This window comes from Corallococcus terminator, assembly GCF_003611635.1.
Taxonomy (GTDB): domain Bacteria; phylum Myxococcota; class Myxococcia; order Myxococcales; family Myxococcaceae; genus Corallococcus; species Corallococcus terminator.
In genome coordinates, this window is the sequence record NZ_RAVZ01000003.1 from 67,686 (window position 1) to 93,453 (window position 25,768).

General features: G+C 69.3%; 15 protein-coding genes. 8 read left to right on the plus strand and 7 right to left on the minus strand.

Annotated features, from left to right (window positions below; all coding sequences use genetic code 11):
* The first annotated feature begins 83 nt into the window (after window positions 1-83).
* Window positions 84-2,600, plus strand: a complete 2,517-nt coding sequence (locus D7V88_RS00975) for a DNRLRE domain-containing protein (RefSeq protein ID WP_120538688.1) — start codon at window positions 84-86, stop codon at window positions 2,598-2,600.
* A 68-nt stretch (window positions 2,601-2,668) separates the two neighbouring features.
* Here the strand turns inward: D7V88_RS00975 and D7V88_RS00980 are convergent, their stop codons facing one another.
* The 5 genes from D7V88_RS00980 to D7V88_RS01000 all read right to left on the minus strand — a co-directional run bounded on the left by D7V88_RS00980 (window position 2,669) and on the right by D7V88_RS01000 (window position 12,958).
* On the minus strand, window positions 2,669-3,751 hold the full coding sequence (locus D7V88_RS00980) for a fatty acid desaturase family protein (protein WP_120538689.1): 1,083 nt from the start codon (window positions 3,749-3,751) through the stop codon (window positions 2,669-2,671).
* A gap of 23 nt (window positions 3,752-3,774) precedes the next feature.
* Window positions 3,775-10,242 carry a type I polyketide synthase gene (locus D7V88_RS00985; RefSeq protein WP_120538690.1) on the minus strand — a complete coding sequence of 2,156 codons (6,468 nt, stop codon included), beginning with the start codon at window positions 10,240-10,242 and terminating at the stop codon, window positions 3,775-3,777.
* A 23-nt stretch (window positions 10,243-10,265) separates the two neighbouring features.
* Window positions 10,266-11,717 carry an SDR family oxidoreductase gene (locus D7V88_RS00990; protein ID WP_120538691.1) on the minus strand — a complete coding sequence of 484 codons (1,452 nt, stop codon included), beginning with the start codon at window positions 11,715-11,717 and terminating at the stop codon, window positions 10,266-10,268.
* A 119-nt stretch (window positions 11,718-11,836) separates the two neighbouring features.
* Window positions 11,837-12,370: a hypothetical protein gene (locus D7V88_RS00995; RefSeq protein ID WP_120538710.1), complete on the minus strand. Its 534-nt coding sequence runs from the start codon at window positions 12,368-12,370 to the stop codon at window positions 11,837-11,839.
* 9 nt (window positions 12,371-12,379) lie between these two features.
* Window positions 12,380-12,958, minus strand: a complete 579-nt coding sequence (locus D7V88_RS01000; protein WP_120538692.1) for a hypothetical protein — start codon at window positions 12,956-12,958, stop codon at window positions 12,380-12,382.
* A gap of 232 nt (window positions 12,959-13,190) precedes the next feature.
* Between D7V88_RS01000 and D7V88_RS01005 the strand changes: the two genes are divergently transcribed.
* Window positions 13,191-14,312, plus strand: coding sequence for a serine hydrolase domain-containing protein (locus D7V88_RS01005; protein ID WP_120538693.1), 1,122 nt, complete (start codon window positions 13,191-13,193; stop codon window positions 14,310-14,312).
* A 42-nt stretch (window positions 14,313-14,354) separates the two neighbouring features.
* Here D7V88_RS01005 and D7V88_RS01010 read toward each other — a convergent pair whose 3' ends face one another.
* Window positions 14,355-15,857 carry a hypothetical protein gene (locus D7V88_RS01010; RefSeq protein WP_120538694.1) on the minus strand — a complete coding sequence of 501 codons (1,503 nt, stop codon included), beginning with the start codon at window positions 15,855-15,857 and terminating at the stop codon, window positions 14,355-14,357.
* A gap of 62 nt (window positions 15,858-15,919) precedes the next feature.
* Entirely contained in the window at window positions 15,920-16,393 is a 474-nt protein-coding gene (locus tag D7V88_RS01015; protein WP_158624961.1) for a nuclear transport factor 2 family protein, read from the minus strand.
* Window positions 16,394-16,484: 91 nt separating this feature from the next.
* Here D7V88_RS01015 and D7V88_RS01020 point away from each other — a divergent pair, with 91 nt between their 5' ends.
* From D7V88_RS01020 to fadJ, 6 genes are all read left to right on the plus strand, one after another.
* The gene (locus D7V88_RS01020) at window positions 16,485-16,973 is read left to right on the plus strand and encodes a MarR family winged helix-turn-helix transcriptional regulator (RefSeq protein ID WP_208726052.1); all 489 of its coding nucleotides are present in this window, start codon (window positions 16,485-16,487) and stop codon (window positions 16,971-16,973) included.
* 109 nt (window positions 16,974-17,082) lie between these two features.
* Entirely contained in the window at window positions 17,083-19,626 is a 2,544-nt protein-coding gene (gene uvrA, locus D7V88_RS01025) for an excinuclease ABC subunit UvrA (RefSeq protein ID WP_120538697.1), read from the plus strand.
* A 341-nt stretch (window positions 19,627-19,967) separates the two neighbouring features.
* Window positions 19,968-20,912 (plus strand): hypothetical protein, encoded by a 945-nt coding sequence (locus tag D7V88_RS01030; protein ID WP_147448555.1) that lies wholly within the window; start codon window positions 19,968-19,970, stop codon window positions 20,910-20,912.
* A gap of 133 nt (window positions 20,913-21,045) precedes the next feature.
* Entirely contained in the window at window positions 21,046-22,092 is a 1,047-nt protein-coding gene (gene hemE, locus D7V88_RS01035) for a uroporphyrinogen decarboxylase (protein ID WP_120538699.1), read from the plus strand.
* 135 nt (window positions 22,093-22,227) lie between these two features.
* The gene (fadI, locus tag D7V88_RS01040; RefSeq protein WP_120538700.1) at window positions 22,228-23,529 is read left to right on the plus strand and encodes an acetyl-CoA C-acyltransferase FadI; all 1,302 of its coding nucleotides are present in this window, start codon (window positions 22,228-22,230) and stop codon (window positions 23,527-23,529) included.
* The gene (gene fadJ / locus D7V88_RS01045; RefSeq protein WP_120538701.1) at window positions 23,529-25,766 is read left to right on the plus strand and encodes a fatty acid oxidation complex subunit alpha FadJ; all 2,238 of its coding nucleotides are present in this window, start codon (window positions 23,529-23,531) and stop codon (window positions 25,764-25,766) included. The genes fadI and fadJ overlap by 1 nt, the downstream gene beginning before the upstream one ends.
* Window positions 25,767-25,768 lie beyond the last annotated feature (2 nt).

The following is a 25,768-nucleotide window of genomic DNA, read 5'->3' on the forward strand; positions in this document are numbered from 1 at the left end:
TTACCGAGAATTCCGTGCTTTGTTGTAAGTCCGGGTCGCGTATGACCTGAACTTCCCCCCCCACGTACGGAACGCCTCCCCTGATGACTCCCTCGGTTCCCCGAACGAACTGGCGCCACGCGCTCGTCGTGTTGCCCGTGTTGCTCACCCTGGCCTGCGGCGGCGAAATGCCCCCCGAACCGCTGGCGCCCCTGGACCGCGCCAGTGCCGCCCTGGGCGCGCCCACCACCGTGTCCTTCCAGGAGCAGGTGGCCCCGTCGACCGCGTACACCGGCGCGTCGGATGCCACGCTCTTGCAGAACACCCCCACCGTGAACCTGGGCGCGGACGCGCTCATCCGGTTGGATCGTGACTATCCGACGAGCTCCGGGAAGGTCAGCAACGGCCTGCTGCGCTTCGACCTGGGCGCCATCCCCGCGACCGCGACGGTGCAGTCCGTCCGGCTGACGGTCAACGTGAGGAACTCCACCACGGGCGAGGGCTACTTCGTCCACGCCGCCGGCCGTGCCTGGACGGAGTCGCAGGCCACCTGGAACAACGCGACCAGCACCACCGCCTGGGCCACCGGCGGCGCCAGCGGCGCTTCGGACCGGGGCGCCACGTCCTTCGCCACGCTCAACCCGGGGGCGACCGGGTCGTACGCCGTGGACCTCAACGCGGCGGGCATCGCGGCCGTGCAGGGCTGGGTGCAGGGCGCGGCCGGAAACCACGGCTTCGTGCTGGATGCCATCACCAACATGGACGGCCTGGAGCTGGACTCGTCGGAGGCCGCCATCGCCGCCAACCGTCCGAAGCTGACGGTGACCTATGCGCTGCCGGACGAGCCGGGCAACCCTGGCATCCCCGGTCTGGACAACACCGGCCAGACGATTCCAGACACCAACTACGCCATCCCCTCGGGCGCCATCTTCCTGGCGACGAATGGCAATGACAGCAACGCGGGGACGCAGGCCGCCCCGGTGGCCACGCTCAACCGCGCCATTGCGCTCATCCCCTCCACTGGCGGCACGATCGTGGTGCGCGGCGGCACCTACCGCGACTGGTTCAACAACGGCGCTGGCAACTACAAGGTCAACACCAAGCCCATCACCTTCCAGGCGTATCCGCGCGAGCAGGCCTGGTTCGACGGCACGGACCTGAAGCCCGCCTCGGCCTGGACCTCCGACGGCGCCGGCCACTGGTACATGGACTGGAGCACGCCCAGCTTCTGCAATGGCGGCTACTACAACTTCAAGTACGACGCCCAGCCGACGACGAACCAGGGCCCGTGCAGCCACTTCGACATGTATGGCGATCCTGCGAACCCCGCGGCAGGTGACCCGCAGATGGTCTTCATCGACGGTGCGTACGTGCACGAGGTGAAGACGCTGGCGGAGGCCACGCCGGGAAACTTCTTCTACGACTGGGACAACCGCCGCATCTACATCGCGACCCACCCGTCGGGCCACACCGTGGAGGTGGCCGCGCGCCCCGTCGCCATGGTGCTGGGCACCACGGGCCACAAGGTGAGGGGGCTGGGGTTCCGGCGTTACGCGACGAACGAGTACAGCAACACCACGAACGCGGCGCTCTACATCGGCGCGACGAACTCCCTGGTGGAGAACTGCGTCTTCACGCAGATGGCGGCAGGCTCGCTCAGCATCAAGCCCCAGGGCGGCGTGGTGCGCGGCTCGGTGTTCGCCAACAACGGCTTCACCGCCATCGGCTCCAACGGCTCCACCAACTCCGGCACGGTCGTCACCGACAGCTTCCTGCTGGAGGAGAGCGTCATCAACGCCAACAACACGGAGCGCTTCGGCACCAACTGCTCGCGCTCGTGCGCGCAGGCGGGCGTGAAGATCGCCCACATGAATGGCTTCACGGTGCGCAACAACGTCTTCGAGAACAACCTGAACGGCGCGGGCTTCTGGTGTGACGAGGACTGCCGCAACGGCGTGATGGTCTACAACATCTTCCGCAACAACAAGATTGGCATCTTCTACGAGGTCTCCGACACCGGCATCATCGCATCCAACCTCATCTACGACAACACCTACGCTGGCATCCAGGCTTGCTCGTCGAACACGAAGATCTACAACAACACCCTGATCAACAACGCGGCCATCAACATCTGGATCTACGACGACTCGCGCAACGAGCAGGACAAGCGGGGCTCGGACATCGGTCCGGACACGATGAACGTGGACGTGTCCAACAACATCCTGTCGGGCGGGAACATCACCACCCTCAAGGCGTCGCGTTCCGACAACAACTTCACCAACACCGGGCCGAACACCTTCTTCTCCGGCCTGGACTACAACAGCTACTACCGCTCCGGCGGCAGCACGAAGTCGCTGATCAACTGGGTGGACACGGGCGGCGTGAACTACACGTCGCTCGCCGCGGTCCGCACGGCTCGGGGCTGGGAGAACAACGGTCACGACCTCGCGTCGGGCGGGGATCCGTTCTTCGTGAACCAGGCGCTGCGCAACTACGTCGTGCGCTCCACCAGCCCCGCGTACAACAGCGGCAGGCCGTTGCCCGCGGACGTGGCGCAGGTGCTCGGGGTGCCCTCCGGCACGGTGACGAGCCGGGGCGCGCTGAGCTGGCCAGGCCGGTAACCCTGTCCGCGTGAAGGCAGGGCCCGGAGCCGGGTGGTTCCGGGCCCTGTGTCCTGGCGCGCGGTGCCCTACGACGCGGGCGCTTCGAGTTGCTGGCGCAGTTCGGTGGTGCTGATGACCTGGGTGCCTTCACGGTCCAGCAACGCCTGTCCATCCTCGGAGTAGAGCGCCGGGCGCCGGTACAGCATGCGCAGGGCGCGCAGGTGGGGGTAGACGATGGACGCGCGGGGGTTCATCTCCCGCAGGTGTTTGCGCAGGAGCGGCGCGTACTTCGGGCTCTGGGCCGGGAAGATGTGGTGTTCCTGGTGGTAGCTGAAGTTGAAGTGCAGCCAGTTCATCACCGGGTGGGTCTCCACGCTGGCGGTGTTCACGAAGGGGTTGTCCGTCTCCTCCGCGGCCGGCTGCATCCAGTGGTTGGTGGCGATGTAGATCATCAGCGTGACGTTGCCGATGAGCAGGGGGAGCACCAACGCGTAGAACGCGGCGCGGGGGCCCAGCACCCAGCCCAGCGCGCCCCAGCCCACGGCGAGGAGCACCGTGAGCACCCGTTCCCGGACGTGGTGCATGTGCACGTGCCGGAACGCGGGCAGCCGGCTGTGGTACCAGAGGAAGGCCTGGCCCTGGGCGGTGAAGAAGACGCTGAAGCTGATGAAGCTGAGCCACGTCCCCGACCCCGGGGAGATGAGGTGGAACAGCTTCGCGAACCCCTGGGTGTGCCAGTCCGTCCGCCGGGGAAGGATGTCCGGGTCGCGGACGTGGACGTTGGCGGCGCTGTGGTGCGCCTGGACGTGCCAGGCCCGCCAGTTGCCGGGCGTGACGAGGAAGGGCGCGAAGCCCGCCCAGCCGAGCACGCTCTCCAGCGTCCGGCTGTGGAACACCGAATGGTGCAGCGCTTCGTGCGCGGCGAGCCCCATCGCTGTGACCATCTGCCCCAGCACGAGCGCGAGCAGGAGACACGCCCAGTCGGGCAGGGGCTGGCTGCCAATGAGCCAGATCAACGCCGCCATCACCGGCACGAGGCCGAGCGCGACGATGCCTCGCAGGGGCTGTCGCTCGAAGGCCTCGGGGGGCAGGACGCGGCGCAGTTCCGAACGCAGCCGCTTGGCGTCATCCGGAGGGATGGAAACCGGGGTCGGAGGAAGGTCGTTCATGGGGTCGTCCGGGGAATGGGGCTTCAGGCCATGGGGCGGGCGATGCCACCTTCGATGAGCATGCGCAGCCGTCCCGCTTCGTCATGCGCCGCCGCGCTGCCGCAATGGAGCAGGTCTCCTTCCACGTGCGGCGCGAGGGCCCGCAGGGAGAGGTGGCGGGGAGCGTCGTGGTTCCCCGTGAGCAGGTCCCGGTCGAACGTGGCCCGCCGGACCTGGACGGGCGCGAACACGTCGTCCGATACGCCCTCCACGTGCATCGCGCTCAGCCGCAGGGCCGCGTCCAGGACGAGCGCCGGCACGTGTGTTCCCGCCTGCCGGGGTGTTTCCGGCAGCCCGAGCCGCGCGAAGCGGGCGGACCCTTCCAGACGGATCTCCTCCAGGCAGTCGAACATCTTCCTCAGTTCGATGGGGGAGCCGGTGGCGCAGTGCGGGTCGTGCACGGCCAGTCCGTTCCCCGACGCCGTGGCGGCGGCGAGCTGGGGTGTTGTCCGGGGAGGCTCCGCCGTCAGCGTGAAGCGGGCTTCGGCGTAGACGAGGTCGCGTTCGAGCACCACGCCGGACGCGTGGACGATGTCGCCGGTGAGCCGGACCTGGACGCTGTGACGGCCGGGGTCGTCGCTCAGCGGGGTGCACTCGGCGCGCAGGGCCTGCTGTCCTCCCGGCTTCACGCGGATGAAGCGGGAGAACCGCGCGTCCTCGATGGTGACCGTCCGCAGCTCCGGGCGGCTGTCGCCCAGCGCGCTCTGGAGCATCAGGTCCAGGGCCCACGCGCCCGGCAGGGTGGGGGTGCCTCGTACGAGGTGGTCCTCCAGGCAGGGCACGCTCGCGGCGTCGACCATGAGGTCCTTTCGCGTGGGCCGGGGTGGTTCGGGAGGCCGAGGGGGCGGGGCCAGCAGCTCCAGGCCGTAGAAGGCGCGCTCGCTTTCGGTGAGCTGCACGTTGATGGGCTGGCACGGCAGGCCATCCACCAGTTGGAGGAAGAGCGCTTCGCCCTCGTCGGCGCGGATGCCGCGCAGCTTGCGGCTGGCCCCGAGCACCCGGTACTCCGAGCCGCGCGTCATGCCGATGCCGTCCCAGGCGAGCCAGCCCACGCTGCACCACTGGACCTCCTGGCGCGCATCGCTGACCCAGGCGCAGAGCCGGTCCAGGGCCTCGTTGGCCGCGCCGTAGTCCGCCTGTCCGTCATTGCCGATGAAGCTGAACGCGGACGTCAGCACATGGAAGGGCACCGGCCGTGCGAGGCGACTCGCGCAGGCCTCGCGGAGGTTGCGCAGGCCGAGCAGCTTGGTGTCCAGCGTGCTCCGGAACTCCGACAGCTTCCGGCGGTTCAGCTTCTTGGACACCTGCGTTCCGGCGCCATGGACCACGAGGTCCAGCCTGCCGTGCTCCCGGAGAAGCTCCTCCACCACCCGGTCCACCTCCTCGGGGCGAGTGACATCCGCGGCCCGGTAGTGCATCTGGCCGGGAAGCCGCGTGAGTCCGTCGAGCGTGGTCCTCAGCTCGCGCACGGCCAGGTGCCGTTCGAAGCGTGCGCGCAACGCCGGCATGCGCTGGGTGCGGTCGCGGGCCAGCTCGGCGGCGTAGAACTCCCGCTCCACGCTGCCCAGCTCCTCGTCGCGGGCCTGGAGCACGCGCTGGGGCGCGTCGGACGGATCGCTTCGTCCCAGGAGTACGACCTTGCACCCGTAGCGCTTGAGGAGCGCCCCGGCGAGGACCGCGGTCACGCCGCGGCCTCCTCCCGTGAGCAGCACCACCGAGCCGGAGTCGAGTCCGGTCGCGGGGTGGGCGGGCACCTCGGTGGGTTGGAGCAGCCGGACGCAGCGCAGCGCTCCATCGAAGCAGACCTCGACGGGGGCGCTGTCGTCCTCCGCGCCTGGTTCGGTGGCGACGCGGTCGAGCGCCGCCGGGAGTGGCAGCGGGGTTGTAGAGAAGGCCCGGATGCTTCGTGCCGGGACCTCGCGCCCCAGCGACTTGAGCAGGCCGGCGAACAGGCCCGTCATCGGATGCAGGGTCCGGTTCGGACCGACGCCCCCGATGCACAGACTGGCCAGCTCCACCGTTCCGGCGCTCAGCCCGGCATAGGCACGCCGCGCGCACAGGAAGAGCAACTCCAGGGCTTCATGGCGCAAGGCCGTGTCCGCGACCACCGAGGCTTCGGCCGAGACGGGCTCCACCCGGCAGACCGCGAGGATGACCTGCGGCTCGAAGCCGAGCGCATCCAGGCCGGCCTCTGCGGTCTCCTCCCGTGACAGGTCGATGCCGTGGAGCCGTGCTCCCGCATCCGATGCTCCCGCGAGCAGGATGCGGAAGTCAGGTCCGCACACGGCCTGGGCATGGGAGGCAAGCTCACGGGCCAGGGACTCGTCCTGCGCGATGAACAGCACCCGCCGGCCTTGCAGCCGTGAGGGTCCGCCTGTCCGGGCCGGACGCTCGACCAGGACCGGTGCGTGGTAGTGGATGGGCGCCGAGTGGTCGAAACCTTCGGACGCTTCCGACGTCGAGGGGACCGTGTCTGGCTTCACCGCCTGGGCTTCCGGCCTGATGGGGGGAGGGCTCTTCGGCGCGGATGCCGCAGTCGGAGCGCTGGCGAAGTCCGTGGGGGTCCTTGACGCGGCGGCCCCGGGGAGGAGCTGAAGCTCCAGCCGGACACCTGTCGCGACATCTGGATGGAAGCGCAGCGTGGAGGCGCGTCCCTCGGCGGCGGCGAGTACCGCCCGGAGGACTTCCAGGGACTCACCGGCCGAATGGGGCGGCAGCGTGAGGTGTGGCCCGGAGCCGGCTTTCCCGTCGGTGGACATTCGCAGGAGACACAGGGGCTTCAGGCCACGCTGCGCCGCCTTGGCGGCCGTGGTGACGGCCAGCATCGCCATGCCCTCTTCCGGCGTGGACGGTGCAGGTCCCCCTCCCGGGAGGCGCACGTGGGGGCTGCCCACGAGCACCAGGTCGAACCCGCTGGCCAGCAGGGCCCGCGAGGCCCGCAGCGACGCGGCCAGCGAGTGGGCCCCTGCGTCCACCACGAAGTTCGGTCCCTTGGTGTCGAGCGCTCCCGCCATCCGTCCCGGGGTGACGTTGGGCATCATCCCCTGGAGGGTGTACGGCCCGGACGGGCGCAGCGTGCCCACCACCGCTTCATGGAGGCGCTCCGCCAGGGGCAGGACTTCCGGAGCGCGCCGGGCATGCTCGCGCAGCCTGCGCAGCGTGGACGCGGCCAGCACCCGCTGGGTGGCCTCCACGCCCCGGCGCGTCTTTCCCTCCAGCCCCAGGACGATGGCCGTCCCCGTGCGCAGCGTGTCGAAGCCTTCGAGCTTCCGCACGAGAGAGCTCGCGACGATGAGCCCCAGGTGCTGTGTGAAGTCCATGTCCTCGGTGATGTCCGGCAGCAGCCGCACGGACGCGGGCAGACGGAGGGCACCGGTGTCGAACCGCGCACCCGGCGCGTCCGGCACCCCTGCCACCGGGGCCCCGTGGGCATCCGGGAACACGCCTTCCGCGGCCACCACCACGAGCTCCTCACCCGCCGGGGCCGCGAGTCTGGGACGTGGTGCGAGCGCACCGTCCCGGTACTCCTCCAACACCAGGTGCGCGTTGGTGCCCCCGAAGCCAAAGCCATTCGTGGCCGCGCGGCGCGGATGGTCGCCGTTCTCCGGCCACGGCTGTTCGCGCGTGCTCACCTCGAAGTCCGGCCCGAGCGCGCGCAGCCCGGCGCCCGGACGGTCGAAGTGGGACTGCTTCGGAAAGCGCCGGTGCTCCAGCGCCTTGCACAACTTGATGACCGACGCCGCGCCCGCGGCCCAGCCGACATGGCCAATCAACGCCTTGACGCTCGCGAGCTGGAAGCCCTTGCGCTTGCCCCCGAAGACACGGCCAATCGATTGCAGTTCGGTGGTGTCGCCGGCCGGCGTGGCCGTCCCGTGCGCCTCGATGTACTGGATGGAAGCGGGTTCGACCCGGGCCGCCGCGTAGCAGGCCTCCATCGCGGCCACCTGTCCGTCCGCGCGCGGGACATTCGCGGAGCTGCTGCGCCCGTCGCTGGAGAGCCCCGCGCCACGGATGACGGCATGGACCTTCAATCCCGCCGCGACCGCATCCTCCAGGCGCATCAGGCCGACCACGCCCGCGCCTTCACCGAAGATGACGCCATCCGCGCGCTCATCGAACGGCCGGCTGCCGGTGGCGGACAGGCCCTTGAACTGGGAGAACAGGCAACTGTTGCCCGGCCCCGGAGAGAAGACGCCGCCCGCGAGCACCAGGTCGGCTTCGTCGCGCTCCAGGGCCTTCATCCCGAGGGCGATGGCATAGAGCGACGAGGCACAGGCCGCGTCGAGCAGCATCGTGGACACGCCTGGGCCCATCACCTCCGTCACCACCGCCTGGAGGGTGGGGTGCGGTGCCAGGTCGGAGGCCCGGGCCTGGATGCCGAGGGCGGCCTTCGCCACGGCGTTCAGCGCGGCAAGCTCCGAGGCCTTCTCACCGCGCGCGCGAAGCAGGGCTTCTCCCGCCTCCAGGCACAGCGCGTCGTCGTATTCCGGGGACCCGTCTCCGGTGGAGCCGAGCAGGCACTGGATGCGCTCCGGTGCGCGCGGTCCGGTGGACCGCAAGGCTTCCACTGCCTGCGTGAGCGCGATCGCCAGCAGCTTCTGCTCCCGGCCATAGCGCTGGAAACGGACCGCATCCATGCCGGGAGGCGGGACGAGGTCGGCGTCATGGACCCGCCCCGTGAGCAGCGTGTACGTGCGGTCCGGGGTGCCCGCCGGGCCCACGAAGTCCGCCACCTGTTCCGGATGCCGCACGCCCGTGTCGACGATGCCGCTGATGCCCTGCTGGATGTTCCTCCAGTAGGTCTCCGGATCCTTCGCCCCACCGGGAAGCATGCAGCCCAGGGACACGACCGCGATCTCCGGCACCCCGTCACCCACGGTGTCACGCGAGGCCGGGGGCACTTCAGGCCTGGCGTCGGGAAGCATGCCGTCCAGCGAGGCCAGGGCGACGGGCGAGTCCGGAGGAAGGATCCGCTGGACGATGCGCGACAGCCGTCCTCCCGTCCCGCAGTCCACGAAGCGGGTGCACCCCGCCCGGACCAGCGTCTCCACCGTGCCGAGGAAGTCGAAGGGTCGCACCAGATGGGAGGCGAGTGCCCCGGCCAGCTCGGCCTGCCCGCCGGCATACACGCGCCGCTCGATGGGCGAATAGATGGGGCCACGGGGCGGGTGCACCGTCAGGCCCGCGAGGCTTTCGCGAAACGCGGTGACGGCGGGCGCCAGTCCCCGGTGATGGAAGGGATAGCGGCTGGGGATGAAGGTGAGCCCCTTGCCCTGTCGCTCCAGGAAGGCGCGGAGCTGCTCCAGCTCCGCGCGCGGTCCCGCGACCACCGTCTGCCGCGCGTGGTTGCGGCCGGCGACCTCCAGATCCCGGGCCCCGCAGTCCTTCAGGGCCTGGACGGTCTCCGGTTCGGAGAGCGCGATCGCCGCGAGCGTGCCCAGCTCGTCCGGGACCCGCTGGAGCGCCCGGATGCGCAGGCACACCACCTCCGCCCCCGTGCGCAGGTCCAACGCCCCGGCCGCCGTCATCGCGGCGATCTCCCCGAAGCTGTGGCCCACGAACACGTCCGGCCGCACGCCCTGACGCTGCATCCACCGGGCGCCGAGCACCCCGGACAGGAAGATGCCGAGCTGATCCAACAACGGCGCCCGCTCCAGCGCCCGGGTGACCGAGGCGGCGTCCTCCGCCGCGAGCAGCGGCGTGAGGTCCATGCCCAGCGGCCGGCACGTCTCCGAAACGGTCGCCAGCTCCTCGCGCAGCTCCGGCTGGAGCGCCTTCAAGCGCAGGAAGCGATCCGGCTCGAACGTGCCCTGTCCCGCGAACAGGAACGCCGTGGCCCCAGCGGGCAACTGGGGCTCCCGCGCCGGCTCCGGCGCAAGGGCCGGAAGGGTGACGCGGCGGGAGACGCCGCGCGGTTCGGAGTCCGCCAGCAGCGACCTGGCCAACTGTCGGACAGGTTCCGGGAACAGCGCCTGGAGGGCGCCGCCGCCCTGCAGTGCGCGGTCCCGGAAGCTCTTCGGACCTTCGGGCTCGTGGATGCTGGCCAGGGATTCGAAGCTGCGCTGGAAGGACTCCGGGAAGGAGCGCAGGGTGCCCTGTGCCTTGTCCGCGCAGAGCACGGTCTGGTAGCCGCAGGCCACCGGGGTGCCATCGCTCTTCAGCGTCCGGAAGCAGAAGCGCAGGGAGACCTCGCCCCGCTCCTCCAACGACGTCAGCACCACCAGCCGGTCCCCGAGGGCCGCCGGGGCCAGGTTGCGCGAATAGCCCTCGTAGGTGAGCAGCAGCACCTGGTCGAAGTCGCGCCGGAACTCCGGCACCTCGAAGGCGTGCGGACTGAAGAGCAGGTGCTCCCGGCCCGCGCACTGGAACTTGAAGTTGGTGAGGAAGTGATGGCTCCCGTAGGCCATCGTGTCGTCGAAGTGGATGTCGTACGGGACGGCGAAGAAGTCCATGGCAGGGGCTCCTGGTGCGAGGTTCAGGAAGGACGGGCGGCCGGCAGCAGCCCGTCGACGGTTCCAGACAGACCGGCGTCCACCACCCAGATGGCGCCATTCACCCGCTGGGTCTTCGGCCCCAGCAGCAGCTCGGTCACGTCGGCGACGTCGTCCGCCGTGCACAGCCGTCCCCCGGGCGTGGCCGCCTCCCAGCGGGCCACGCGGTCCGGCGCGTCGGGGAACATCCCCAGCAGGTCCCCGTGCACGGGACCCGCGGACACGCAGTTGGTGCGGATGCCGTCCGGCGCCAGCTCCGCGGCCAGATAGCGCGTGAGCGATTCCACGCCCGCCTTCACCACGCCCTGGCATCCCAGGTCGTGCATGTATCGCTGGGACATGGAGGTGGACATCGTGACGATGCCGCCGCCCCCGCGCGCGGCCATCAACGGACGCGCGCGCATCGCGCACTCATACGTGCCGGTGATGCAGGTGCGGAACGCCTTGTCCCAGTCCCGAGGAGAGATGCGGTCGAACGGGCCGATGAGGCCGTTGGACGCGTTGCACACGAGGAAGTCGAGTCCTCCCAGCTTCTCCCCCAGCTCGGAGAACATCCGCTCCAGGTGCTCCTCGTTCGCGACGGAGCCCCACAGGTGCAGCGCCTTCCCGCCGCTCTCGACGATGTCGCGCGCCGTCTTTTCTCCGTCGTCCCGGGAATGGAACGAGTTCACGACCACGGTCGCTCCCGCCCGGGCCAGCCGGGTGGCGATGACCTTGCCAATGCCCTTTCCAGAGCCCGTGACGAGCGCGACCTTCCCGGCGAAGGGCAGGTCCAGCCGTGACGGGAGCGGCGCGGCCATGACGTGCACGGGCCGGCCCACCGGAGCGCTGGGGACAGGCTCGGCGGAAGGCAGCAGGGCGCGCGCGGCCTCGCAGATGGCGGCCATCGTCCTCAGGCGCTGGGCTGGCTTCGGTCCTTCGGAGAGCCCCAGCTCCTTCATGAGCACGGCCATCACCTCCGCCTGCTTCACGGAGTCGATGCCCAGCTCGTCCTCCAGGTCCGCGTGCAACGTCAGCAGGTCCTCGGGGTAGCGGGTCACCCGCGCGAACACGGCGCGCACACGCGACTCCAGGTCGGGCCCGGCACTCACGCGCTTTCCCGACTCCGTCGCGGCGTGCACGGGAGCGGCGGGGGCAACGGGCGCGAGGGCCACGGGAGATTCGCCCAGCACCTGGGTCACCAGCCCTGCGATCGCGCCGAGCGTCGGCGCCTTCCCCCCGCGCGGCAGCCGGTCGGGGGGCAGGTTGAATTCGCGCGCGACGACCGCGGCGATCTCCGCGAGCTTCACGGAGTCGATGCCCAGTTCATCCTCGAGCTGCGCATCCCGGGTGAGGATGTCGAGCGGATAGCGGGTGACGGACGCGGCGCAGTGGCGCACCCGCTCGAAGATGTTCGAAGGCGCACCGGCGCCCTGCTGCGATGGATGTGCGGACATGCTGACCCCTGGCTGTTCAAGGCTTGAGGGGGCGCAATGTGCAGCGGGGGTCTGACACGCACCGCGAAGCAGCCCGACAGGCGCGAGGTGGACCCACGCCCGGTGCGTTCGCGGAATAATCAGCGCGGTCGCGGGAACTCCGCTCGCTGATCCACCGGGGGCTCCGTGGGGACCGTCACGGCCGCGCGCCGCCAGCCCAGCCACAGGGCCATCAACAGGGCTGGCAGTGTGAACAGGTCCGTGACATCCACCGTGTGCAACGTGGGTTGGATGCGGGGAAGGGGCGCACCCGCGAGCACAGCCCCGAGCATGCGGAAGGGCCATTGCAGCCCGCCCAGGGCCCAGCGCCACACATTCCCCGCGCTGTCCGAAAGCTTCGTCGCGGAGAAGCACAGCCCCGTGAGCAGCACCGCGCCCGTCACCACCGCGCGTGAAGGACGGAAGTCCCGCGCACGGTGCCGCGACAACTGCTCCCAGAGCGCCTGGAGCAGCAGGGGGAACATGGCGAGCCCCGCGACGTCGGAGAGCTTCCCCGTCCACCACGACGGCCAGCGCGCCTTGAAGACGTGGTCGTTGAGCAGGAGCAGGACCACGGCCCCCAGCACGCAGGGGTGCAGGAGGCCGCTGCCGGGGAAGGGTTTCAGGTGGCGCACGGGCACTCGCTACAACTCTTCGAGCGTCACGGTGAAGCCACGAGGTGCCTCTTTCTGCCTCGCGGACATCCGGGCCGTCGCATCCACCATCACGTCGACCGTGCCCGGCGGAGCGTCCGCCGCGGTTTCGAGATGGAGGTCCACGCGCCACTCACACGCCGTGCCGGCCTTGAGTGCGCATTCGGCCGCGAAGTGCTCCGTCATATCGTGGCCCACCGGCTTGCCCAGTCCGGTCAGGGGCAGAGACGGGCCCGGGCCCGGGACGGCTCCCTCCTGGGTCAGCGAAGGCCGGAACCACGGGCCCGTCGTGTGCGTCGGAGCCACGGGTTTCCAATGCGCGGTGACGACGACATGGACATGACCATCAAGGAGCTGGGATGGCTGCTCCGCGGTGACCCGGATGAGGAAGGGCTTCGTGACCCTGGGCGTCTGCGCCGACAGGCGCACGGGGCCAATGGAGAGCCGTCCCGAACTGACGGGAGCCATGGTCGCCTTCGACGTGGCCACCGAGCCGGCGCAGGCCACCAGCAAGGCCAGGCGCGCGGCCCAATGCCGCAGGCGGGAAGGGGACTGTGTCGTTCCGCTCATGGCTTCGAACTGCCTTTCTCCCGGGTGTCCCGGCCACGCTCAGGCAAGGGGGACGCGATGCCGAGGCCCGGCCTCAGAGCAAACAGGATGCCATGTCCTTCGAAGAGGGAGGCTGCGTCCCAGGGCGCTCGGTGTCAGGGCCCGCGCACGACACGGCTGTCACATCCAAGCGCCCTTGCCGCCGCTGGGGCATAAGGCGTCCGGGCTTCACCGGTCCGAACGCGGAGGGACGATGTTCCAGCGAGTGGCGCTGTTGCTGTTGTGCCTGACGGCCTGCGGAGGCAAGCGGCTGCCCACGGGGCCGGGCTCTCCGCCGGACCGCACCGATGATGGCTGGGAGGTGGCCTCCTTCGAGGACCAGGGCCTCCAGCGCTCGTGGTTCGACTGGCTGGAGCACGACGTGGCGGAGGCCACGGTGGAGACGCCGGACGCGGTGGTCGTCGCGCGCAATGGCCGGCTCGTCTACGAGCGCTACTGGAACGGCTTCGCGCGGGAGGAAGCGCACGACCTGCGCTCGGCCACCAAGAGCCTCACGTCACTGCTGGTGGGCATGGCGCACGAGCGCGGAATCCTCCCGGACCTGGACGCGCCCGTGCTGTCGCTCCTGCCGCACCTGCTGCCGGTCCGGAACCCGGACCCCCGCAAGGAGCGCATCACCCTGCGCCACCTGCTCCAGATGCGCACGGGGCTGGCGTGTGACGACTGGAACCCGGACTCGCCCGGCAACGAGGAGCGGATGGCGGACACCGGCGACTGGGTCCGCTTCATCGTGGATGTCCCCATGCAGGACGAGCCGGGGACGGTGACGCGCTACTGCACGGGGGGCGTGGTGTTGCTCGGCGCGGCCCTGGAGCACGCCAGCGGCCGTTCCGTCGCGGACCTCTCCCGCGAGTGGTTGTTCGCGCCGCTGAAGGTCCAGGACTTCACCTGGCAGCCCGCCGGCAAGAAGGGGACGGACACGGGAGGCCACCTGCGCCTGCGGCCTCGCGACTTCCTGAAGACAGGCCAGGTCGTCCTGGAGGGCGGCGTGTGGCAGGGCGAACGCCTCGTGTCCGCGGAATGGGTGGCGGAGTCCGGCAAGGCCCTGGGGGCGCTGGGGGATGCGGGCTACGGGCTCCTGTGGTGGAGCACCCGCTTCGTCATCCAGGGCGTCCCGGTGGAGGTGACCTTCGCGCGTGGCAACGGCGGGCAATACGTCTTCGTCGCGCCCTCGCTGGGCCTCACCGCGGCCTTCACCGCCAGCCACTACAACGGGGCCGGTTCGTCGCTGCCGCTGGACCTGTTCGGGCGGTACGTGCTGCCGGCGGCGCTCGGGCTCGAACGGCCGGGCCCGGAGGCCGCTGGCCGGAAGTAGAAGAGGGGGCCGGCGCAAAGGGCGGCCCCCTCTGGGGGCTCGCTACCCGGACTTCGCCGAGGACTCGGACGGGGCCGGGGTGCACTGCGTTTCGAACACGGTGACCAGCTTCTTGAACTGCTGGCGCGCCTGGTCCGAGGTCCGCTCGTGGAGCATGTCGAGCGCGCGACGCGCCATCGACACGGCCTCCCGGCAGCGTCCGACCTGGAAGAACAGGGCGGCCTGGGTGTTCAGGATGGCGGCGTTGCCCGGCATCAGCCGCACCGCGCGCAGGGCCGGGGCGAGCCCCTTCTGCGGCTGTTCGGTGCGCGCGTAGTACCAGGCCAGGTCGTTCTGGGCGGCGGGGCTGTCCGGCAGCAGTTGGGCGGTGCGCAGGCGGGCCTGCTCCTGGGGTTCGCCCTTCTCCCCTTCGGCCTCCAGCGCGTTGGCGAGCAGGTCCCACGCGAGCCCGTCCTCCGGATGCTTCTCCACCAGCAGCCGCGTGAGCTTCAGCCGCTCGGCCTTGTCCAGCTTCTCCACCCGCAGTCGCTGCGTCTCCACGTGGGTGGGGTCCTCCTTCAGCGCCTGGTCCAGTTCCAGGTCCGCCTTGCGCTGACGCTCCGCCGGAGGCACATCCCCCGGAGCCGACGTGAAGAGGTTGGCGCGGATGACGTGCACGTCCGCGGACGCCAGGGCGCGCGTCTGGGTTTGCGTGGGCACCGGAGGCAGGGGCTGGGTGGAGATGGCATAGCGCCCGAGCTGCACGTAGTTGGCGAGGGCCGCCTGGAAACCGGTCTCCCCCTGGAAGGCTGCCGCGAAGGCGCTCCTGGGCTCCTCGCCCCGGGCCAGCCGGTTCTGGAAGGCGCTGAAGCGATCGCCGTATTCATTGATGAGGTAGTGCACCCACAGCCACGACGAGGCGTAGTGGCGCTGTAGCTCCGCGGTGCTCTGCTGGGTCTGCCCGTCCCACTGCCACAGCTCGTCCAGCGTGAGCCAGCCGTGGGTGCGCACGTACTGGAGCAGCGGACGGCTGGCCTGCCCCAGCACCACGTCGCGGGTGCTGGGCTTGATGGTGACGGTTTGCAGGTAGGAGGCCAGACCTTCCGCCACCCACCGGGACTGGCGGGGCAGGGCGAAGGCACTCAGGTAGTGCGCCAGCTCATGCGCCTGGGTCTCCTTGTCACCCGGAGCGTCTGGCAACAGATAGCCGCCGCCGCCCGTCATCACCATCCGGGGCCCGTCGCCCGTCTGTCCAACGAAGCCCGCGTAGCGACCGTCGGTGAACTCCTCCAGGTCGCGGGGATTGCTCAAGAGGATGACGTCCACCGTGCCCGGCGGGTCGAAGCCCGGTCCCCACGCCAGCAGCAGCGCGCGGCGGAACTCCTCCAGCTCCACCGCCGTCTGGACCGCCGCCTTCTCTTCCAGGTTCGTGCGCACGCGGAAGTGCGAGCTGCGCACCTCACGCCACGGGAGGCCGCCCTCGGCGGGGCACAAGGCCCCCCGGCTCGTCACGCAGCCTGAAAACAACGTCAATGCCAGCCCCAGAAGCCCCAAACGCAAGGTCATGTTGGCGGCTTCTGCCATATCCGTCTGACAAAGGACAGGGACCCCGGGGCCGAAACGGGGCATCAATGGCTGCCAGGTTCTCCCGAGGTCCAGAGCACTTCCGCTTCTATCCGGGAAAACCGCCACCCCTGCGGCGTGCGAACCGCCTGGAAGCGGTGGGCGATTCCCGCATCGAGATGCGATTGGGGCCTGCCTTCCTGGTGGACGTGGATGGAGAAACGGTTCGCCAGGACCGTGGCCCGGTCACCTTCCAGCTCGATGAGGATGTTCGTGCTGGAGTGCTGGGTGCGCCAGAACTTCGTCATCCGCTGGCGTGCGAAGCCCGCCAGCACGTCGACACCCTGCACCCGGCCCACGCTCATCGGGAAGTCAGCGACCACATCCTCCGTGTAGACGGACCGCAGGTCGTCGAAGCGCTTCTCGTCCAGGAGCAGGTCAAGGCGACCGACCAGCTCCGTGAGCGCCTGGCGATCCGTGAGTGCCTGGATTTGATGGGCCAGCGACGGGGTGACTCCCTCTGCGCTCAGTGTGCTCATTCCTGCACCTCGTGGGTGTTTCCAACGTTGGTGTTGCCAATGGTATCGGCGAATCGTTGGACGCGCCAATGAATTCTGCGAGGCTGACGCCATGACGATGTCCACCGAGCTGGCCCCTTCGAGGTTGCGCAGGTTGCCAAGCTGGATGCTGAACCAGACCGCGGCGCTGGCCCACCGGTTGGTGACCGAAGGGCTGGGCGCGGTCGGCTTCCACCGCTACCACTACGCCTTGATGTCGACGCTGGAGGAGTTTGGCCCCACGAGCCAGGCGGACCTGGGTCGTCGTTCCGGGCTGGATCGCAGCGATGTCGTGGCGGTGCTCGATGTGCTGGCCGAGCGGAAGCTCATCGAGCGTACGCCGGATGTGTCGGACCGCCGACGCAACACCATCACGCTCACGTCCGCCGGGGTGCGACAGTTGCGGCAACTGGATGGCGAGCTGGCGCGGGCCCAGGACGCGCTGCTCGCCGCGCTTTCATCTTCCGAGCGCGAGCACCTGGCGCGACTCCTCGACCGGGTCCTGGTCTCCCACGCGCCCTCGCCCGAGGCCGCCAGCGAACCTCGCCAGAAGGGCCCCTGACCGCCGTGTCTCCTTCCGGACGGTGAGCGGGCGCGCGCATCGGGATTCCGACGTGATGCCCGCGTAGGGAGTGATCTCTCGGGGGAGGGTGGGCAATTTCCGCCCCGGCATGGCTCCTCCGAAAACGTCCCGCACCCGAAAGACCCCCGACCTCGCCGGCTTCGTGCGCGTGCGCGGGGCCCGTGAACACAACCTCAAGCACGTGGACGTGGACCTTCCGCGTGATGCGCTGGTGGTCTTCACCGGGGTGTCCGGCTCCGGCAAGTCGTCCCTGGCGTTCGGGACGCTGTACGCCGAAGCGCAGCGGCGCTACTTCGAATCCGTGGCCCCGTATGCCCGGCGCCTGATTGATCAGGTGGGCGTGCCGGAGGTGGACTCCATCGACGGGTTGCCTCCAGCGGTGGCGCTCCAGCAGCACCGGGGGGCTCCCAGTTCACGCTCGTCGGTGGGCAGCGTGACGACGCTGTCGAACTCCGTGCGCATGCTGTATTCGCGCGCCGGGACGTACCCTCCGAAGCTGGGCAGGCTGGACTCCGACGCGTTCTCTCCGAACACGCCCGCGGGCGCGTGTCCGCAGTGCCACGGCATCGGCCGGGTGTTCGAGGTGACCGAACGCTCGATGGTGCCCGACGACAGCCTGAGCATCCGCGAGCGCGCCGTCGCCGCGTGGCCGCCCGCGTGGCATGGACAGAACCTGCGCGACATCCTGGTGACGCTCGGGTACGACATCGACAAGCCCTGGCGTGAATTGTCGAAGAAGGACCGGCAGTGGATCCTCTTCACCGACGAACAGCCCAGCGTCCCCGTCTACGCGGGCTTCACGTCCGCGGAGGTGAAGCGGGCCCTGGCTCGCAAGGAGCCGCCCAGCTACATGGGCACGTTCACCGGCGCGAAGCGCTACGTGATGACGACGTTCGCGACCACCGAGAGCGCGATGATGAAGAAGCGCGTCGCCCGGTACATGGTGAGCAGTGATTGTCAGGTGTGCCACGGCAAGCGTCTGCGCCGCGAGTCGCTGTCGGTGAAGTTCGCGGGCCTGGACATCGGAGAATTGTCGCGGCTGCCATTGGAACAGGTCGCGGACCTGCTGCGCCCCACGGCGGAGGGGAGGGCGGAGGGCGCGGAGGCGATGGCCCGCGAACATCCGGAGAAGGTCATCGTCGCCGAGCGCATCACGAAGGATCTGCTGGCGCGCATCCAGGTGCTGACGGACCTGGGCCTGGGCTACCTGTCGCTGGAGCGCACCACTCCCACGCTGTCGCCCGGAGAGTTGCAGCGGCTGCGGCTCGCCACGCAGATCCGTTCCAACCTCTTCGGCGTGGTGTACGTGATGGACGAACCGTCCGCGGGCCTGCACCCGGCCGACACGGAGGCGCTGCTGACGGCGCTGGACCGGTTGAAGGACGCGGGCAATTCGCTGTTCGTGGTGGAGCACGAGGTGGATGTCATCCGCCACGCGGATTGGATCGTGGACGTGGGCCCTGCCGCCGGTGAGCACGGCGGGCGCGTGCTCTACAGCGGACCGCCGGAGGGGTTGGCGAAGGTGGAGGCGTCGCGGACGCGGCGCTACCTGTTCGAGGAGGAGGCCCTGCGCCGCCGCTCGCCCCGGAAGGCCACGGGACGTCTGCGATTGGAGGGCGTGAAGCGCAACAACCTGCGCGGGCTGGACGTGGACTTCCCGCTGGGGGTCTTCACCACCGTCACGGGCGTGTCCGGCTCCGGCAAGTCGAGCCTCGTGAGCCAGGCGCTGGTGGAGCTGGTGGCCGCGCGGCTGGGGCAGACGCTGGCGCCGGAAGAGGAGGAGGGCGAGCCGTTGGACCGCGAGCCGACGGTGGCGAGCGAAGGCCACATCGCGGAAGGGATGCACGCGCTCAAGCGGCTGGTGACGGTGGACCAGAAGCCCATTGGCCGCACGCCGCGCTCCAACCTGGCGACATACACGGGCCTGTTCGACCACGTGCGCAAGCTGTTCGCGGCGACGCCCCTGTCGAAGTCGCGCAAGTACAGCGCGGGCCGCTTCTCGTTCAACACGGCGGGAGGCCGCTGCGAGACGTGCGAGGGCGAAGGCTTCGTCAGCGTGGAATTGCTCTTCCTGCCCAGCGTGTACGCGCCGTGCCCCACGTGTCACGGCACCCGCTACGACCCGAAGACGCTGGAGGTGAAGTACCGCGAGCGGAACATCGCGGACGTGTTGGGGATGACGGTGGATGCGGCCTTCGACTTCTTCGCGCAGGAGCCGTCCCTCTTGCGCGTGCTCAAGGTGCTGAAGGATGTGGGCCTGGGCTACCTGCGGCTGGGACAGCCCGCGACGGAGCTGTCCGGCGGTGAAGCGCAGCGCATCAAGCTGGCCACGGAGCTGCAGCGCACCCAGCACGGCGACACGCTCTACGTGCTGGATGAGCCCACCACCGGCCTGCACCCGGCGGACGTGGACAAGCTGATGACGCAGTTGGAGGGACTGGTGGACGCGGGCAACACGGTCATCGTCGTGGAGCACGACCTGCGCGTCGTCGCCGCCAGCGACCACGTCATCGACGTGGGGCCCGGTGCAGGGAACGCCGGGGGCCGGGTGGTGGCGCAGGGCACGCCCCAGGAGGTGGCGAAGGTGAAGGCCAGCCGCACCGCGCCGTACCTGGCGCGCGTCCTCGGTTGATGGCTTGTTCCTGGATTGAGCGATGGGCGAGGGATTGGCCATGACCTTCAAGGCCGCGGCAAGGGCCGTGCTGACCGTGGGTGTGGCTTTGACGAACGGCGCCTGGATGGTCAGCGGTTCCGTCCAGGACGCCCCGGCCCTACGGTCGCGGAGGGCAATGAGAGCAACAACGGGCTCGCCGTCGGATTCACAGTCGTTCCGTAGGATTCCAGGTGAGCTGAAGCGCAGAGGGGCGGCCCGGGACCTCAATCCCCGGGTCGTGATTGACAGCCATTCCCTGGATGGTTTGTTTATAAGGAGCTGAGATTGCCCAGACGGATGAATCTGTGTAGTGATTGGGCATGACAATGAAAGCAGCGGCCAGGGCGCTTCTCTTGATGTGTGTCGTTGTGGCAGGCCCGGCATGGGCGAACGTCAACTTCATCTCGATGAGCGCGCCTGCCAATGTCGCGGCTCCGCTCAGCGGGTTCAGCATCAGCTATAAGCTTGGGGGCTCCAATCTCCTGGCCACTGCCCAGGTGAGGTTCTATCTGTCGGAGACTCCGACTGGGAGTACGGGCGTCTGGCCATTGTTCTCGACGCAGGTCCTTCTGGGGCGCACCGCGGGAGGCCTCTATATTCCGTCCCCCGAGACCCGGACGGCCTATGTGAGCCGCTTCTCCATGGAGCCCAATGCGGTTGCCTTTCTCGAGTCGATCGCGGCCGATTGCGTGTCACGCAACATGTACCTTCTGGGAAGGGTCGACTTCGAAGCCTTTCAGTCGCGGACGATGGTCGTGGGCCTCAACGAACTGCCTGACTTCTCCTTCACGGCCGGTTCGTTGACCCCGGGGACGATCCAGCCGGGCGGTTCCACCAATCTCACTTTCGACGTCCATACGCGCTGCCCGGCGGCAACGACATCCACCGTGGGGCTCTACCTGATGGATGCCAATTACCAGGTGCTGTCCGTCATCGGAGGCGTCGGCATCCCCAGTGGCGGTGGAACCTCCCGGTTCCCGCCCACCGCCATCTCTTTCTCCGCCAGCATTCCGCCGGGCAGCTACTACGTCGCGCTGTTCGCGGATGCGAATGAAGTCATCTACGAGAGCAACGAGAACAACAACGTCGGGGTCATTCCGCTGCAGATCACGTCGGCCCTGGCCGCGACGGAGGCTGCTCCGCAGGAGCTGGTTCCGGACGTGACGCTTCCGTCCGAGGTCGCCGGCGGTGCCCGGAATCCGCCTCCTGGCGACTACGTCCAGCGACTCGCGCCGCAGGAGGCGCTGTCCGTCGAGACGCACTGAAGGCCGTCTTCAGGGCGGGCATGCAAGAAGGGCCTGGAACCGCATGGGTTTCCAGGCCCTTCGTCGTCACGGGACGTCTAGATAGGGTAGATCCGGGGCCCGTGACTCCCTCTCGCCCCTCGAAGGTGATGACGTGAACGACCGACTCCTGCGCACGGCGCGCCGCCAGCCCACCGACACCACCCCCGTGTGGCTGATGCGCCAGGCCGGCCGCTACCTGCCCGAGTACCGCGCCATCCGCGGCAACATCGCGTTCCTGGACCTCTGCAAGAACCCGGACCTGGCCGCGGAAGTCACCGTGCAGCCCGTCACCCGGCTGGGCGTGGACGCGGCCATCATCTTCTCCGACATCCTCATCCCCGTGGAGGCCATGGGCATCCACCTGGAGCTCGGGGACAAGGGGCCGCACTTCCCCAACCCCCTGCGCACCGCCGCGGACATCGACAAGCTGGGCGTGCCCGACCCCGTCGAAGGCACCGGCTTCGTCGCCGAGGCCATCCGCCGCACGCGCAAGGCCCTCAACGACTCCGTGCCCGTTATCGGCTTCGCGGGCGCGCCCTTCACCCTGGCCGCGTACATGGTCGAGGGCGGCGGCTCCAAGAGCTACATCGTCATCAAGCGCCTGCTCTTCGAGCAGCCGGAGCTGGCCCACCGCCTGTTCCAGAAGCTCACCGACACCCTCATCCCGTACCTCAAGATGCAGGTGGAGGCCGGCGCCAGCATCGTGCAGATCTTCGACTCCTGGGGCGGCGAGCTGTCCCCCTACGACTTCGAACGCTTCAGCCTGCCGTACCTCACCCGCATGGTGCAGGAGCTCAAGGCCACGGGCGTGCCCGTCATCCTCTTCGGCACCAACATGACCCCGCACCTGCCGCTCTTGAAGCGCACCGGCGCGGACGTCATCGGCCTGGACTGGCGCGTGAACGTGGACGAGGGCCGCCGCATCCTGGGCCCGGACGTCGCCACGCAGGGCAACCTGGACCCGCTGCACCTGTTCCTCCCCCGCGAGGAGCTGGATGCCCGCGTGAAGGACATCCTCGGCCGCGCGGGCCCCGTCGGGCACATCTTCAACCTGGGCCACGGCATCCTCCCGCCCAGCGACCCGGACGCCGCGAAGTTCCTCGTGGACGCCGTGCACCGTCACGGTGTCGCGCTCCGCCAGGGCATCGCCCTGCGCTGAAGGCCTGTGTAGGCGGGCGCCCCCGCTCGCCTGCCCGCCTGACCGGCAATTGACTCTTGAGTCAATCCGGCGTTGACGCGGCGCATTGTCGGTCGTTAGAAGCGCCTCACTCGTCGCACAGAGGGTGAGGCACACATGGCAAGCGAGAAGCGCAACGGCCACCGTCGGGTGGCCATCGTTCGCGGATTGCGGACGCCGTTCGCGAAGGCGGGCACCGTCTTCGCGGGGCTGACGGCGCTGGACCTGGGCCGGATGGTGGTCCAGGAGCTGGTGCAGCGCAGCGACCTGGATCCGAACGAAATCAACCAGGTCGTCTTCGGTCAGGTCATCCCCACGCTGACCGCGCCGTCCATCGCGCGCGAAGTCGTGCTGGCGGCGGGCCTGCCCAAGCGCATCGACGCCTTCACGGTGGCGCGCGCCTGTGCCACGTCCATCCAGGCGCTCGTGGCGGGCGCCAACGCCATCGCGCTGGGGGACGCGGACGTCATCATCGCGGGCGGCACCGAGTCCCTGTCCGACGCGCCCATCTTCACCAGCCGTCCCCTGGCGCACGCGCTGGCCGCGTCGTCCAAGGGCAAGAGCCTCCCGGACAAGCTGCGTCCCTTCCAGAAGCTCAAGGGCAAGGACCTGCTGCCCGTGCCCCCCGCCATCGCCGAGTACTCCACCGGCGAGACGATGGGTGAGAGCGCGGAGAAGATGGCCAAGGAGAACGGCATCAGCCGCGAGGAGCAGGACCTCATCGCCTTCAACTCGCACCAGAACGCGGCGAAGGCGTGGAAGGAAGGCTACTTCGCCGACGAGGTGATGCACGTCCTCGTGCCGCCCAAGTACGAGCAGTCCGCCACGAAGGACAACATCGTGCGCGAGGACACCAGCCTGGAGGCCCTCTCCAAGCTCAAGCCGGTGTTCGACCGCCGCTATGGCAGCGTCACCGCCGGCAACGCGTCCCCCCTCACCGACGGCGCCGCGGCGCTGCTCCTGATGAGCGAGGAGAAGGCGAAGGCGCTGGGCTACGAGCCGCTGGGCTTCCTGCGCTCGCACGCGTTCGCGGCGACGGACCCGGGCGACCAGTTGCTCCAGGGGCCGGCGTACGCGGCGCCCGTGGCGCTCAAGCGCGCGGGGATGAAGCTTGCGGACATCGACCTCGTGGAGATGCATGAGGCGTTCGCCGCGCAGGTGGCGAGCAACATCCAGGCGCTGGCGTCCAGGGAGTTCGCGAAGAAGGCGGGCTTCAGCGGGCCGGTGGGTGAAATCGACCGGTCGCTCTTGAACGTGACGGGCGGCTCCATCTCCCTGGGCCATCCGTTCGGTGCCACCGGGGCGCGCATCGTCACGCAGGCCCTGAACGAGCTGAAGCGTCGGAACAAGAACACGGTGCTGTGCACCGTCTGCGCCGCGGGCGGGCTGGGCGCCGCGGTCATCCTGGAGCGTGCGTGATGGCGACCAAGCATGAAGAGGTCGAGGCGAAGCAGGGCTTGAGCTACGGCGTCACCGACGGCGTCGCGGTCATCACGGTGGACCTGCCGGGCGCGGCCGTGAACACGCTGTCCCCGGAAGTGGGCACCGAGTTCACGCAGCTCCTGTTGCAGGCGGAGCGCGACCCGGAGGTGAAGGCCGTCGTGTTCATCTCCGGCAAGAAGGACAACTTCGTCGCCGGCGCGAACATCGACTTCCTCCAGACCATCAAGTCCCCGGATGACGTCGTGGCCATCAGCCGCGCCGCGCACGCGGAGTTCGAACGGCTGGAGGAGTTCTCCAAGCCCGTGGTCGCGGCCATCCACGGCGCGTGTCTGGGCGGCGGCCTGGAGTGGGCGCTCGCGTGCCACTACCGCATCGCCACCGACAGCCCCAAGACGAGCCTGGGCCTGCCAGAGACGCAGTTGGGCCTCATCCCCGGAGCGGGCGGCACGCAGCGGCTGCCCGCGCTCATTGGCGCGCAGGCGGCCCTGGACCTCATCCTCACGGGCAAGAACGTGAAGGCGTCCAAGGCGAAGAAGCTGGGCATCGTGGACGAAGTGGTCCCCGTGCCCATGCTCAAGCGCATCGCGTTGCAGCGCGCGGCGGAGCTGGCGGCGGGCACGCTCAAGGTGGAGCGCGCGCACCAGGGCTTCAAGGCGGTGGCGGCGAGCGGCAAGAAGAAGGGCCTCGCGGGCATCTTCCAGGGCCTCATCAGCAAGGACCTGTGGGCGGAGGCGGCGCTGGAGGACAACCCGCTCGGCCGCAAGGTGCTCTTCGACCAGGCGAAGAAGGCGCTCCTGAAGAAGACGCGCGGCAAGTACCCGGCGCAGGAGAAGGCGCTCCAGGTGATTCGCGTGGGCCTGGAGTCCGGGCGCAAGGCGGGCCTGGAGGCCGAGGCGAAGGCGTTCGGTGAGCTGGTGTTCACGGACGTGTCGCGGCGGCTGGTGGAGATCTTCTTCGCCACCACGGCGCTGAAGAAGGAGAACGGCACCGCCAACGCCAACGTGAAGCCGCGCGAGGTGAAGAAGGTGGGCGTGCTGGGCGGCGGGCTGATGGGCGGCGGCATCGCCTACGTGGCGGGCGTGCTCCAGGGCGTGCCGGTGCGCGTGAAGGACAAGGACGACGCGGGCGCGGGCCGCGCGCTCAAGCAGGCGCAGTCGGTGCTGGACGAGCGCGTGAAGCGCCGCTCGCTCACCCACCGCGAGTCATCCGCGAAGATGTCGAACATCACGGCGGGCACCGACTACAGCGGCTTCAAGTCGGTGGACCTGGTCATCGAGGCGGTGTTCGAGGACCTGAAGCTCAAGCACAAGGTCATCGCGGAGGTGGAGGCCGTCACCGGTCCGGACACCATCTTCGCGTCCAACACCTCCAGCCTGCCCATCACGGAGCTGGCCAAGGGCAGCAAGCGGCCTTCGCAAGTCATCGGGATGCATTACTTCAGCCCGGTCCACAAGATGCCGCTCTTGGAGATCATCACGCACCCGGGCACCGCGGAGTGGGTGACGGCGACGTGCGTGGACGTGGGCCGCAAGCAGGGCAAGACGGTCATCGTCGTCAACGATGGGCCGGGCTTCTACACGTCGCGCATCCTCGCACCGTACATGAACGAGGCGGCGCACCTGCTGGCGGAGGGCGCGGACATCGTCCAGTTGGACAAGGCGCTCGTGGACTTCGGCTTCCCGGTGGGCCCCATCACGCTCTTGGATGAGGTGGGCATCGACGTGGCCCAGAAGGTGGGCCCCATCATGGAGGCCGCGTTCGGCAAGCGGATGGCGGCGCCCAAGGCGCTGGACGGCGTCATCTCCGACGGTCGCCTGGGCCGCAAGACGCAGAAGGGCTTCTACCTGTACGAGGACGGGAAGAAGAAGGAGGTGGACCCGGCTGTCTACCTGCTCCTGCCGCACGGCAAGGACCGCAAGTCGTTGGACGCCGCGGAGATGGCGGAGCGCTGCGCGCTGCAGATGGTGAACGAGGCCATCCGCTGCCTGGGCGAGGGCATCCTGCGCAGCCCCCGCGACGGTGACGTGGGCGCCATCTTCGGCCTGGGCTTCCCGCCGTTCCTGGGTGGCCCGCTGCGTTACGCGGACAGCCTGGGTCCCGCCCACCTGCTGCGCAAGCTGGAGCACTACCAGGACAAGTACGGCGAGCGCTTCACGCCCGCGCCGTTGCTGGTGGAGAAGGTGCGGACCGGCAAGGGCTTCTACGACGCGTGAGG

Excerpts from the sequence above, each read along its gene's own strand:
- D7V88_RS00975 (WP_120538688.1), top strand. The coding sequence starts at position 84 with ATGACTCCCTCGGTTCCCCGAACGAACTGGCGCCACGCGCTCGTCGTG.
- D7V88_RS00980 (WP_120538689.1), bottom strand. The coding sequence starts at position 3,751 with ATGAACGACCTTCCTCCGACCCCGGTTTCCATCCCTCCGGATGACGCC.
- D7V88_RS00985 (WP_120538690.1), bottom strand. The coding sequence starts at position 10,242 with ATGGACTTCTTCGCCGTCCCGTACGACATCCACTTCGACGACACGATG.
- D7V88_RS00990 (WP_120538691.1), bottom strand. The coding sequence starts at position 11,717 with ATGTCCGCACATCCATCGCAGCAGGGCGCCGGTGCGCCTTCGAACATC.
- D7V88_RS01000 (WP_120538692.1), bottom strand. The coding sequence starts at position 12,958 with ATGAGCGGAACGACACAGTCCCCTTCCCGCCTGCGGCATTGGGCCGCG.
- D7V88_RS01005 (WP_120538693.1), top strand. The coding sequence starts at position 13,191 with ATGTTCCAGCGAGTGGCGCTGTTGCTGTTGTGCCTGACGGCCTGCGGA.
- D7V88_RS01010 (WP_120538694.1), bottom strand. The coding sequence starts at position 15,857 with ATGACCTTGCGTTTGGGGCTTCTGGGGCTGGCATTGACGTTGTTTTCA.
- D7V88_RS01015 (WP_158624961.1), bottom strand. The coding sequence starts at position 16,393 with ATGAGCACACTGAGCGCAGAGGGAGTCACCCCGTCGCTGGCCCATCAA.
- D7V88_RS01020 (WP_208726052.1), top strand. The coding sequence starts at position 16,485 with ATGACGATGTCCACCGAGCTGGCCCCTTCGAGGTTGCGCAGGTTGCCA.
- uvrA (WP_120538697.1), top strand. The coding sequence starts at position 17,083 with ATGGCTCCTCCGAAAACGTCCCGCACCCGAAAGACCCCCGACCTCGCC.
- D7V88_RS01030 (WP_147448555.1), top strand. The coding sequence starts at position 19,968 with ATGACAATGAAAGCAGCGGCCAGGGCGCTTCTCTTGATGTGTGTCGTT.
- fadI (WP_120538700.1), top strand. The coding sequence starts at position 22,228 with ATGGCAAGCGAGAAGCGCAACGGCCACCGTCGGGTGGCCATCGTTCGC.
- fadJ (WP_120538701.1), top strand. The coding sequence starts at position 23,529 with ATGGCGACCAAGCATGAAGAGGTCGAGGCGAAGCAGGGCTTGAGCTAC.